The 13182-nt window shown below is 43.9% G+C and carries 11 protein-coding genes; 9 read left to right on the top strand and 2 right to left on the bottom strand.

What is annotated here, in order from left to right; genetic code table 11:
- Positions 1 to 455: 455 nt before the first annotated feature.
- Positions 456 to 2474, bottom strand: coding sequence for a hypothetical protein (locus HMPREF9304_RS12865; protein WP_036929869.1), 2019 nt, complete (start codon positions 2472 to 2474; stop codon positions 456 to 458).
- Positions 2475 to 2574: 100 nt separating this feature from the next.
- Positions 2575 to 2775: a hypothetical protein gene (locus HMPREF9304_RS12860; protein WP_036929868.1), complete on the bottom strand. Its 201-nt coding sequence runs from the start codon at positions 2773 to 2775 to the stop codon at positions 2575 to 2577.
- A 208-nt stretch (positions 2776 to 2983) separates the two neighbouring features.
- Here HMPREF9304_RS12860 and HMPREF9304_RS15205 point away from each other — a divergent pair, with 208 nt between their 5' ends.
- From HMPREF9304_RS15205 to HMPREF9304_RS12820, 9 genes are all read left to right on the top strand, one after another.
- Positions 2984 to 3112, top strand: coding sequence for a hypothetical protein (locus HMPREF9304_RS15205; RefSeq protein WP_262502983.1), 129 nt, complete (start codon positions 2984 to 2986; stop codon positions 3110 to 3112).
- 154 nt (positions 3113 to 3266) lie between these two features.
- Entirely contained in the window at positions 3267 to 4670 is a 1404-nt protein-coding gene (locus HMPREF9304_RS12855; protein ID WP_036929866.1) for a leucine-rich repeat domain-containing protein, read from the top strand.
- Between the two features lie 57 nt (positions 4671 to 4727).
- Positions 4728 to 5240 (top strand): hypothetical protein, encoded by a 513-nt coding sequence (locus HMPREF9304_RS12850; RefSeq protein WP_036929864.1) that lies wholly within the window; start codon positions 4728 to 4730, stop codon positions 5238 to 5240.
- A complete protein-coding gene (locus tag HMPREF9304_RS12845; protein ID WP_052046165.1) occupies positions 5237 to 5923 on the top strand; it encodes a DUF4903 family protein in 687 nt (228 codons plus the stop codon). Before HMPREF9304_RS12850 ends, HMPREF9304_RS12845 begins: the two co-directional genes overlap by 4 nt.
- A 70-nt stretch (positions 5924 to 5993) precedes the next feature.
- Positions 5994 to 8150: a TonB-dependent receptor plug domain-containing protein gene (locus HMPREF9304_RS12840; protein WP_374187987.1), complete on the top strand. Its 2157-nt coding sequence runs from the start codon at positions 5994 to 5996 to the stop codon at positions 8148 to 8150.
- A gap of 4 nt (positions 8151 to 8154) precedes the next feature.
- Complete coding sequence (locus HMPREF9304_RS12835; RefSeq protein WP_008123032.1) at positions 8155 to 8859, top strand: HmuY family protein; 705 nt, start codon at positions 8155 to 8157, stop codon at positions 8857 to 8859.
- A 46-nt stretch (positions 8860 to 8905) separates the two neighbouring features.
- Entirely contained in the window at positions 8906 to 10459 is a 1554-nt protein-coding gene (locus HMPREF9304_RS12830) for a DUF438 domain-containing protein (protein WP_036929862.1), read from the top strand.
- 14 nt (positions 10460 to 10473) lie between these two features.
- Positions 10474 to 11352: a hypothetical protein gene (locus tag HMPREF9304_RS12825; protein WP_036874119.1), complete on the top strand. Its 879-nt coding sequence runs from the start codon at positions 10474 to 10476 to the stop codon at positions 11350 to 11352.
- Between the two features lie 14 nt (positions 11353 to 11366).
- Positions 11367 to 12812: a PepSY domain-containing protein gene (locus tag HMPREF9304_RS12820; protein ID WP_036929871.1), complete on the top strand. Its 1446-nt coding sequence runs from the start codon at positions 11367 to 11369 to the stop codon at positions 12810 to 12812.
- Positions 12813 to 13182: the final 370 nt, after the last annotated feature.

The following is a 13182-nucleotide window of genomic DNA, read 5'->3' as shown; positions in this document are numbered from 1 at the left end:
TGGCTAAAATCTTCGAAATAGAAAAAAATAATAGGCAAACGGCAGACAAAAATGGACTGATTTTAACAAATCAAACACCCAATTTCGTTGGAACAATGCTCGAACGTGCTTGGAAACATGTAACAAGGGCGTTGGAATCATGCTATAACACCCTTAAAGCATGCAAACAGCGGGCTTAGAATCATGCTTCAGCGGACAAAAATCGGGAAAAATGGGAAGAAAAAGAAAGGCGATAATCGTAACANGTTTCATGACAACGCATTACGAACATCGCTCATATTTGGCGTATTTGCCACCAACAATGCCTCTGGTGGTCTACACGCGAGTTTTGAGAGGTACTTTGTAAAGAAAATTCAGCAATCGATGTGGCAGGGTGATCGGTAGGAAATCATCGCAAAGGAGGTAAATACTTCTATCCGTATTTACCTCCTATCCATGTTATTGCTTTCTAATGATTACCATGCAGGATTTTTCAACCAAGGGCTGAAAAATTTGAAACCTCCTCCAGGTTGATCGTTTCCTTTCTGCGCAATGCCACTTAAATTAAAATCCGCATAGTAGGCTTTTGTCTCATGTGGATGGGTTGCGTTCTTATAGTCAAGCCAATGTGGACCTAACTGAAATTTACGTTGGATGATGTCTTCCTTTTTCAGCCTTCTCCAGAAATCTTCGTGCGCAAAATAATAACCAGCATTGTTCTCCGATATATTATAGTTTGGTCCAAAATAATATACGTCTATGCTTGCCACTCCTGCTTTCGCTTTAGCATTTGGAAAAGTCATTCTGACTGCCACTTTATAATTGTTTGTGGCAAACTTATCTCGTTCCTTGAAAGGTTTCATATACATAATTCCGTATAACACCTTGATGTCTTTCACCGAACAGAACCAGTTGTCAAATTTATTCTGCCTGCCATTGATGTCTACAAAATCACGGTGTGACCCCATCACTAAATGCTTTCCGTACCCCTCTCCAGCATCAAGAATTTTAACACCACCATAGCTGTCGTCATTATCTAATTGATTCTTAGGGTTGTTGAAGATTGGGATGAATTCGGAATATTTGGGCAACCGATACTGTTTGTTCTCAACAGAGGCATAATAACCGTCTTTTAATGTTCCTTCGGAAATTTTCTCAGCGTTTTCTCTGATTTTTGATAACTCGGGTTTATAAGCCCACAACCGTTCAATGGGGAGCATGGGGCGCACGATTCTTAGCATCATCTTGTAGCATGTGCCTTTTTCGAGTTCGTTAGAGAAACTGCCCAAGAGATATCTGTTGCCCATATATGGACACCATGTGTTGGGGTCTGACTTGTCCTTGTCTCCGTATATTTTCGTGTCGTAGGTGAAGTTTTTCCTATTGGTGGTGGTGACATCCACCTTTCCATAGAATAAAGTTTCGCCTACAATACTACCGTAGTTGCTTGTCTTTTTATAATTAACTGGCATCAGGCACACAAGAAATCCTCGTGTGGTCTTAGTGTTTGTGGCTGCAGCAACACCTGTTGCCGGTTTCTTATAGCTGTTGAAATAGATATAATTGTTGAGGTCACTCTTACCTTGGCGAAGCGTTCCATCGTCTTTTCCATCTTGGTAATTGAGCTTGATGGTGGTGGCATATTGCTTCGCATTGTATTTCTCGTACACAGGAGAAAGCCCCTGAATGATGTTTGCGCTGTTGGGTTCCCAGTAACTTGCAGCCAAATCTGCATCTTCTGCAATTTGGTCTTTGTTGATATCGAACTTATACGCACCCGAAGCACAGAAGGCATTGCTCTCCATTGTAATTTCCCGACGAAGCCTTGTATCGAGTGTCGTGCGGTTTTCTACCCATACCATCAAAAAGACCCCTTGCGGCTTGAATACCATCTTCTTATTTTTGTTGTCAAGCTTAATCTGATTGCCGTTTTTCACAATGCGTCGCCAAGTCGTTGCAAAAGGGCAGGACGTGCTGAACTCCTGATTCTTTTCCACGACATTGATAGCGGTCTCTGTGTTCACTTCTAAGTTATCGCCCTTCCTTTCTCCGCCACCTATCATCGACATCAAGTACCATTCGCCATCGGCTATGTTGCTTTGAAGAGACAGTTTTTGTAATATAAGTTTGACGTCTGTTCCTTTCTTGACAACTTTCCAGTTGGCTTCTACGATTTCCTTTCTGTTGTTTCTTTTGTCGTACAACACCACGAGCGACGGTATGACCTCTTTGGTGATATTCAGCTTAGGGTACAAAGCTGTTTTTCCACCGATGTTTTCTTCGCTGACCTTGAATGACATGTCAAAAGGTTTGGCAGACGCATGCTGACGTTCGGGGGCGTTTGTTTGTGCCTCGATGTCTACATCGTAAGTCGTTGACGCATGAGTAGAAGGAGGGGTGTTAGGGTTCAACTCGTTATCCATGTCTGTTTCGCTGCACGAAAAGCATAGAAGCGAAACCAAAATAATGGTTATAGAAAATATTTTTGAAGTCATGTGATACGTATTTTTGATTTTTGTTTGTTATTATCATTTTTCTTTCTCTACAATTGCTGGTACGTTTTACGCTCCACGGTAGCGCAGCTTTTGACATTGCTTATTGGTCATCAATGTCTTCTTCATAGAGGTTTCCTCCATATTTAATATCATCCACACTTGCCTCTGGATCAGAAGCAGCCAACAAATTTACAGCTTCTATAAATATAGCATGCGTGTGAGGTGCAACATACTCCTTTTTCTTAGATGCCATGAATAGACATCTTTCCAGTTTGTTTTCATCGTCATAACACATCGTCATAATTTCTAAATTTTGATTAGTGATAAGTATAATTTTGTTATAAGAATCGCTCTCAAGTGCGATAAACAGTATATTTTTGGCAAACGAAAAAGCCTGTTATCCTATTGACTTACGTGCCTTTACAAAAGTTTTTTGCAAAGGTATAAAAATAGAAACATTTCAAATTACCCCCCCCATAAATTAACGTAAATTAGCAAAGATTAATAGAATGAAAGAGAAGAGCACTTGCTTCGTTATCAGTGCAGTTTGGTGCGACTTTGTCTATATCGCTTTGCTGGGAGAAAGGCAGCGTTTGTTGACTTTTATCATCAAGTTGGATATGAAAAATCCGAAGTAAAATCCTCATAAATGAGGATAGAGACAGCGCAAAATAGTATCCTCATAAATGAGGATTGCAAAATATGAAAAAAGAAATCATAAAAAATAGGTATTGTAGTGTTCGGAACATACCGCTAACTTTGCATTCAAAATTTATTTAATTGATTATCAAAATGAAAATAGTAAGGAATTTAGCATTGCCAGTATTGGCATTTTTTGTTATGGGGCTTGCCTCATGCAGCAGTGATGAAGATGTTGTGAAGTACAGTGCAAACGCCCTGAAGAACACGGAGTTGATGAACATACTGAAGCAGAAAGGCTATCAGTTTGACAAAGACGGCAAGTTGGAGCTCAACGACTTGGCGAACAACACCACCTCGCTCGACCTTAGTGGCACCAAGCTGAAAGATTTAAGCGGGCTTGACATCCTGCCCAACCTGAAGGACGTAAAACTCTCCAACAATGAATATGGACCAACGTTCGACTTTGCCAATCTTCCGGCGCAGGTTACTGGTGTGGATTTGACGGGCAACGGAATATATGAGTTCAAGGGACTGACAAAAGAGGACGCGGCCGGCAATATCACCATTTTGCGCAATCTCAACAAACTTTATCTGCCTAACAGCGCAAAATATAACGAGGATGAAATTGTGTCTTTTTATAAAACCGCGAAAGACGCCGACATGCAGATGAGCGATGAAAACGGCAAATTGCAGAAATACAATACCATACGAACCATTCCAAATGCAGGACTTCGCAAAAGCCTGAAAGAGATGTTCTCAAATCTCTTTGTTAAAGACGAGGCTGGCAATGACGTGATTGATATTTCAAAACGTCTTGTTAGTCCAGAGCAAAAAGTACAACCTTTAGCATTTTACCCAGAGGTAGATGACTTGGATGGAGTACAATACATTATTCACAATAAAGGGTATGAAGGAACTGCTATTGGTATAGGTCCTTCTAAAGAGTCTGGCAAGTACACATCCATGCCTTATTTAAGAATCCCCAAGAGCGTGCAAATGTTGGTATTAGACCGCATAGACACACCCAATGGAATTATTTTGGATGATGCCGTCAATCTGCGTGTATTAGGTATTTACGAAAATAGAGAAATTAGAAACATCGACTTTTCAATGTCTCAGGCTTTTGGGCAAAGGGGAATAGAAAAGGATATGCTCGGATTTGAGTTTTCATGGCTTGGTATAGAATGTTGTGACAAACTTGAAAAGATAACGATTCCTGAGAAAGCAAAGTACGCCGAAGAAATAGGGTTGCTGTCTTTGAAGAATTTACAGGAGATAAACTTAGGCGGAATAGAAGGAGCTCTCAATCTTAAACTTATTGATCTGCCCAAGTGCAAAATTACCTATCCTAACTTTAAAGTTTTCATAAAAGTTGAAGATGTTGATATGGAAAATGGTCAAACTGTGTTCTCCACGACGAAAGATGTCTATGATAACACCAATGGCGCCGCATTTGTGAAAAAATATCGTAAAAACCTTAGCAAGGGTTATGACATAAGATATAACAACGAATTCAACACCGAATTTGTACCGATATTCGATTGGACGAAATAAGCACATGGTCACGTATATTATGAGGTCATATACAGTTGAATATAAAAAATTACTAAAATGAAAAAAATATTATTGTTTATTGCACTTGTTATCGCATTTTTGGGAACAGCAAACGCCAAGGAGAACATGAGGGACATGTTTCTTTTCGCAGGCGATGCCACTTCCATGGCTGGAGAATATTCTGGAAAGATTACCTATGCTGATATGAATGGCAAGAATGTTACGCATAAATTCAACAAAGAAGTAACATTCGGCATTGTCGACAAAGGAAATGGAGTGTATGCCATACATGCCTATTTGGACTTTTGGGGTGGCCCTGCCCATCATACGATTGACCTTACAAAGGAGTTGACAACTTTTACACTTGATGCCAATGGTAATATAGTTTCAAATGGTGTAGGCGGTGGTCACATTAAAGTAACAGTAGGAATCCTTCCTTTTATGGATAGAGATTTCAATGTTCAGCCTTTGACGGGTTCTATTGTAAACAGACGTCTTAATTTGCGCATGGTTTGCCATGTGATGGGCAAGAATTATACAGCAACTTTTGATTTTAGCGGCAAAAAATGATTTCATCAAACACAACAATATTTATAAAGAACAAAGCAAGGGCACTCTTGCTTTGTTCCGTTGCGTTGTTTGCCAGTTCCGTCTTATCGTCATGCAGCGGCGATGAGGAGAATGGCAAAAAGCCTGTGGAGGATAATCTTGTCCTGAAAGCAAAAGAGATTCTGAAAGACAGCGTAGTGGTACGTGCCAAGGCGTTGATGGGACCTGTTGACAAGACGCTTCTTCCAGAGGGTTGTCCCCTGAAATATCATTTCTCTTGGAACTTGAAGTCGGAGACTCCCCTGAATATCAAGCTCAAGAATTTCTCGGTGGGAAACATGCCCGTACAGGTATGGTTTAACATCTATTGCCGGCTCATCCCACTTAATTCATGGGAAAAAGACGAGTACAAAGGCGATGGATGGATAAAGTTTACTGGCGTGAACGGCGATGTGACATACACCCCCAACCAAAATGACACAAACAAACAATATACTGACGGCAAAGGCGGAGCAGGAACAGTCACAGGCTTCCTAAACGTAAACACCAAGCAAATAGAGTTTTCAACCAACTTCAATGTCATGCTGATGCAAAGCTATGTCTTTCTGCAAACCATTGACTATTCGAAGATGGACACCTACGAGAAAGATTTTGCCAAATATGAGGCGGATTTAGCTGCTTATAAGAAAGAGCATGGATTATGACCAATGCGCCCTGCCACAAAAACGGCCCGGCGAGCTGGCGAGGCTAATTTACAGTGCCAGCCTTGCATGGATGCTCGCGCTTGTGGACTGTGGGGTTAAGTATAAAAAAAGAACAGTGAAGACAGGAACAACATTTATTTCGTTTGTCCTCGTCCTGGCAGGTTTAGGCGCGCGGCCCGCCTTGGCACAGGACAAGCAAGAAACGAAGTTGGACACAACGAAGACCATGCAGTTAGGCGGCGTGGTGGTGATGGGGTCGCAGTCGGCACGCCCAGTGAAGCTGTCGCCCATTACCACGCGGGTGCTCAGCGGAAAGGGATTGGTGGAGAGTGGGTACGGCGACTTCCAACAAGCCCTGCAACACGAGACGCCGGGGCTAAGCATACAGAAAGTAAACTTCGGCAGCGAGATCAACCTTGACGGCTTGGACGCTCGCCATGTGCTTTTCCTTACTGACGGCGAGCGCATGACGGGTGATATGGCGGGCAACCTCGACTACGAGCGTTTCAACCTGCACGCCATAGACCGCGTTGAGATTGTAAAAGGTGCCAGCAGCACGCTCTATGGCAGTCGCGCCTCGGGAGCGGTCATCAACATTATCACCAAGAAGACCAACGAGCCTTTTGCTTTTGACGCAGGTGTACGCTGGGGGCAGATGAACGAGCGCAACTTCAAAAATCCCAAGAAGAAAGATTTTATTTATATGTTTGAAAAGAATGCCGACCGCCCAAATGTACAAGGGTGGCTGTCGGCAGGATTCAAAAAAGGAGCGTTCACTTCGCAAACTGACGCATGGTACAGCGAAAGCGACGCTTTCTACCTGTACCAAGACAAGAACGACCGCAAGGTCTACACGAAAGAGGCAAATCCTTTCTTGGAAAAGGACATCGTTTTGGAAAGCAGCTTTCCGCGTCCGCCCATGGGCATAGAGGGCAGAGAGCATCTCATCGCCTCGCAAAAACTCTATTTTGAGCCCTCAAAGAATTTCAAGGCGCAGGTGTACGGCTCCATGTTCTTCATCAACCAATACGACTTGGTGCAAGATCTCGTGTTGACACAGGGACGTGACTACACATGGGGAATGAAAATGAGCTACTCGCTGAAAAATTGGCTTACGCTTACGGCAAGCCTGCACAACGATTATTACGACCGCTTCAAACGTCATGAACGTCGTGATGAACGCAAACCGGTTTATCATTCGCGCATCTTTCAGCCACGACTGACACTTACCAGCAACTATTTTCAAGGGCACGCAATCGTCATGGGATTGGAATATTGTGGAGATCAACTCACGAGCGACCGCTTTGTGAACCACAAAATGACATCGCGCACACTGAACGAGACTGAATTTTATGTACAGGATGATTGGACTGCAAGCGACCATTGGATGTTCTCTTCTGGGGTGCGCACCAATTTTTCGAGAGCGTTTGGATTTATGTATATGCCAAAGATAGCCGCAAAATATTCGCTTGATGAACATTGGGCAGTACGTGCCAACTACTCCATGGGTTACCGATCGCCGAGTATCAAAGAACTCTTTTTCAACTGGGATCATTTGGGGATGTTCATGATAAAGGGCAATGAGTTTTTGAAGCCAGAGAAGAACAATTATGTTTCTACAGGTGTGGAGTATAGCGACCGGCGTTTCTTCTTCAATGGTACACTTTATGGCAACTTCTTTCGGGACAAGATAGAAGGCGTATGGCGTATTTACGATATGCAATACAACTTTGAGTATGTTAATCTCAGTAACCAGACCATTGCGGGGATTGACTTGCTGGGACGCTGGACACCAAAGAAATGGCTCACGCTGAACGCTTCTTACTCGTATGTGTACGTGAGCAAGGAGAAAGGGCTGCGCATCAATACCACATCTCCACATGCTGCCACGGCAGGAATTAAATATAGCTATAACAAAAAAAACTATCGACTTGACGCTTATGTCAACGCTCAAATCATGGGCGAGAAGCAATATGATGTGCAAGATAGAGTGTATGTAGAGAAGGATGCTAGGTCGTATGATGCTTATTTCCGTTGTACATTACCTTCTTATATGTTATGCAACTTAAACGTGGCACAGACTTACAAAGAGAGATTCCGGTTGTCGTTGGGGGTGGATAATATCTTTAATTACAAACCCAAGACGCTTGGCTCTGGACTTACCGCTTTTAGTGTTCCTGCCACGGCTGGAGCAAGGGTGTACGTACAGTTTGAATATAAAATATAATAAAATGAAGACAAAATCACTCCCATTACTCCTTTGCCTTTTTCTTTCCATATCCTCGTGTATATCGTATGATGCGGAAGAGTTTACTGGAAAGGTGATGCCGCGTGTGGCGAGTTATACCACAGGGGTTACCAACGACTGGATATATTTTAACTTGCGCACTGGCGAGATATTCAACCGCACTGCCCCTAACAGGGATATTAGGGAGGGACAGCAACAAAGCCGACTGGATTGGGACATCGCTTTTTGTGGCTATCACGTTCGTACCAATAGCGGCACAAGCGGAAAAGGGAAAGGTGGCGTCATAGACCTCGGGTTTGGCGACTACGACCATTGGCAGCGTGTAGAGCAACTGCCAAAAACAGAAAAGTGGATAGTAGATAATGATACCACAGTGATGATAACCTACTCACAAAACGATTGGTTTCGCTATGTGAACACACACAAGCTCGATCCAAAGGAGAATCCATGGTTCGACCCCAATAACGGACCACAACGCACACTCACAAGTGCAAACCCTCTGTTGGAGAGAAATATGTTTCTCTCTGGACCTCCCATGACTTATACACCCTCATACCATGTTTATGTGGTGCGCACTGCCGATGGTAAGCGTTATTTCAAGTTACAAATCGTCAGTTGGTATAATCAACACACCGAAATCGACGATACGGGCGGACAAATAAGTTATTATTGTGATGAACTGAAATAAAACTTACGTTTGCTCGTTATATTGTAAATCTGAAAATACAATTCTTATGAACAAGAATATATGCGAAATGCAACGGCACTTGCCTAAGATAGAGATAGAACGCCTGCAACGTTTGGCTGACATCAAGCAGCAATACGCTCTTGGCGCTATTTCGCTTGAGGAAGCCAAACGACAACTGAAAGAGAAAGTGGGTAAGCTGCGCCCTTATCATTATGCCCTGATGGAACAGACGATGACGGAAGAAAATCCGGAGGAATGTTTCAAAGAGAATCTTTCCGAACTCAACAAGCTGCTGGAGGAGATGATGGATTACAGCATTCCAACCTTGCCTGATGATCATCCCATCCGTCACTACTATCGCGAGAATGAGGAGATGCGCAGCATACTGAATGCCGCAGAAGACTTGGTGCAGTATCCTGTGATTAAGAATCAGTGGCTGGAACTGTTGGACAAAGCCTCTGCCTACCTCATACACTATACCCGAAAGCAAAATCAACTCTATCCGATTCTTGAGAAGAAAGGATTTGATCGTCCCACCGTCACCATGTGGACCTTTGACGACATGATTTCCAACAGCGTGAAGAAGTTGAAACCATTGCTTGAAGCCAACGATGAAGAGGCTTTTATTGCGCAAGTGAAAGAGCTGATACCCTATCTCCGCGACTTGATGGACAAAGAAGAGGCCATCCTCTATCCAACCTCGCTCGCCTTGATCAAAGAAGAGGAATTTGAGGAAATGAAGAGTGGAGACCAAGAGATAGGTTTTGCCTTTATCGACGTGGCAAAGACAGAGAAGAAAGATAACATTCGCCCTACCGACGGCTTTGCCCAAGAACTGCAATCGCTGCTGGCGAAGTATGGATACGGCATAGGACACAACCAACCGTTAGACGTGTCAACAGGTAAGCTCACGCTCGAGCAAATCAATCTCATCTACCAGCATTTGCCTTTCGACATCTCGTTTGTCAATGAAGATGAACTGGTGCAATTCTATTCAGACACCGACCACCGCATATTCCCTCGCTCTAAAAACGTGATAGGGCGAAAGGTAGAAAACTGCCATCCGCGCAAGAGCGTGCACATCGTTCGTGAAATCGTGGAAAAGATGCGAAGTGGCGAACAGAGCAAGGCGGAATTTTGGATTAACAAGTCCAACCTGTTTATCTACATCACTTACTATGCCGTGAGAGATAGGCAGGGTACTTTTAGGGGCATCCTTGAAGTGATGCAAGACTGTACTCGCATCCGCTCGCTCACTGGGTCGCAGACGCTTCTCACATGGGCAGACGAAGAAAAGAAGTCTGCCACACCACCGCCCACCGCTACAATGACAGACACTGTGGAAGCAGGGAAAGATAACAACCAACAGGTGCCAGAGATTACCGAAGACACGATGCTCAAAGATCTTTTCTCGCAATATCCTGGTCTCAAGGAAGCCTTGGCTCAGCAATACGCACCTTTTAAGATGTTGCAAACGGCATTGGGAAAATTAATTCTGAAAAAGGCTACCATCAAGATGGCGGGAGAACGGTCTGGATTAGGAACACAAAAGCTCATCACGCTGATACGGCAGACCATACGCAGCATCAATCAATCATAACATACCTCAATAATATGGATAAGAAAGTAAGAGAATACTACTGGTGGCGCACCATCGCCTCATTCTTATTGGTGCTTTTCGCCATGCCCTTAGGTCATGCGCTGATGATATTGATGGAGAAGTTCATGAGCGAAGGAGCCATGCACGTTGCTGGTTTTATGATGGGCTTGGCAGGCCTCATCATGGTTATCGTTGGTGTGTTTGTGAAGGGCGATACCCGACAAACGCTGTGGGGACTCTTCGGTGGACTGCTTTTCTGGACGGGTTGGGTGGAGTTCCTCTTCCTGTATTATGCCCGACGCTATGGCGTTCAGCCAGAGATAGAGAATGGAGTAGTGGTGACAAAGCCCGAATACCTTATCATGCCTGCTTCGTTTGGCTTGTGGATGATGGTGATGACCATGTATGTGTTCAGCACAAAGAACGGTTGCGACCTGATTACATGGATACAAAAGGTATGTTTCCGAAGCAAGCGCAAGGTTGTGGTGGTGCAACCCATGACACGCCACACGAGCATCGTCACGTTCATGGAGTTGAACATGATTCTTTGGGCAATGTACTTGCTGCTCATGTTCTGCTACGACAAGACTTTCCTCGGTGATCATCACCCCGTGACGTTCCTTGTGGGAGTGGGGTGTCTCGTGGGGTCTATCTTCATGTTTCGCCACCAACTTCACATCGCTGCATGGGGTGCGAACATACGAATGGCGATTGCCACCGTTATTATCTTTTGGACACCTGTGGAAATATTGGGAAGAATGAACTTCTTTCAAGAGTTTTGGGTAGAGCCAGAGAAACACGCTTGGCAAATGCTTGTCATCCTCATGGTGTTTATTTTGTTGGGTGTTTACCTTTGGCTCAAAGGTAAACAACGAAAGAGAGTTGAGCAATGATGAAAGGAGTTAGGATGAAAAAAGCAACATGGAGACGGCAACATAAATGGTTAGGAATTATCTTAGCTCCGTTCGTCATACTCTTTTGTCTCTCGGGAATAGTACTCAATCACGCCAAGTTGTTTCAAGGCATAGATATCAGTAGGACACTGTTACCCTCAGAATATCGATATAGCCAGTGGAACCAAGGATTGCTTCGTGGTACACAGAAATGGAGAACCAAGGTGTTGATATATGGCAACGCTGGCATTTGGGCGAAAGAGAAGGATGCAGACACGATAACCGACTTTAACCGCGGACTGCCCAAATGTGCCGATCTGAGAAACATTCGTGGAATGGCGGTCATGCCCAATGGCAGTCTATACGCCATGAGCCAACGTCATTTATATCGTTTGAACCCCCATGGCGTATGGGAACAAGTTGATATCCTTCAAGGTAAGCATGAAAAGTTGAGCGATATTACGCAGAAGGGCGACTCGCTCATCATCACGGGGCGGTCTTACGTTTATCTGTCTCGCTTTCCTTATCACGACTTCCAAAAAATTACCTTGACGAAAACAGACAAAGACCAAGGGAAAGTTTCGCTCTTCCGAACGATATGGCTTCTTCATGGAGGCGGACTGTTTGGTATGGCTGGCAAGCTCTTTGTCGATGCGGTGGGACTAATCCTCTTGTTTCTCTCCATCTCAGGTGTATATTATTCTTTTGCGCCTCGTTCCCGTTCATCGTTAGCAAAACGTACGAAGCGAGGACTGATAACATGGCACAACAAGTTGGGACGAGGTGCGATGTTCTTTCTGTTGTTGCTGACCATTACGGGCTGGATGCTACGTCCGCCTGCGCTCATCGCCATAGCCTCTGGCAAAATACCGCCCATACCTTTTTCTTCCATGGATAGCGACAACCCATGGAATGGCTGTCTGCGCTCGCTGCGGTATGATGAGAATAAAGCCGACTGGCTGTTGTGTACGTCGGACGGTTTCTATTCTCTTCGTCACTTGGGCGACACACCGCAAAGAGAGAAGGTGCAGCCTCCTGTGAGCGTCATGGGCATCAATGTCGAACAGCACACTCATCGCAACACATGGCTGATAGGTTCGTTCAGCGGTATGTATGTATGGGATAGAGCGCATCAGTCCGTCATCGACTATTTCACGCATCAAAAGGTGCAGTCTGTCAGTGGGAGTCCTTTTGGAAGTCACGCCATTGCAGGATTTTCATCAGACTTGGACGATGCTGACATGGTCGTGGATTTTAAGAAGGGAAATTCTCTTCTTCGTATGCCCGACAGCATGACAACGCTCCCCATGTCATTACGCAATGTTTGCATAGAAGTGCACACAGGACGCATCTTTACCTTTTTGGGCATGGCGTCTCTATTTTACATCTTCCTCATGGGCGTGGCATGCGTATGGTGTCTTTGGAGTGGCTGGAAGATATGGCAAAGAAAACCTCATTGAATTTCACAATTGCTTTGTTCGCCACTAATCTTGTTGTGATGCAACAGAAATATTTATCATCTTTGCAACGGAATAACACGGACGTATCCTTCAGTTTCATCGCAACAGGGTGTGAGGTTGCAGGTGCAACAAAGATTTTTTAACAACGAACAGAATTCGTATAGAACAGGACAATTATTTTTTTTACAACGAATAAAACAAAAGAAACGAATTTTTCTTTCTTGGAATTTCAATGAACGCCAGCGTTCAACGAATTACACAAATTTAGTAGGATATTTTTCACAACGAAATTATTTTTTTTTACAACGAATAAAGCGAAAGAAACGAATTTTTCAACCATATAAATTTGTTTTTTTTGTTTCATTCGTTG

This window comes from Hoylesella timonensis S9-PR14 (genome assembly GCF_000762405.1).
GTDB lineage: Bacteria > Bacteroidota > Bacteroidia > Bacteroidales > Bacteroidaceae > Prevotella > Prevotella timonensis_A.
The sequence above is the reverse complement of the archived record's forward strand: the minus strand, read 5'-3'. Positions and strand labels throughout refer to the sequence as shown.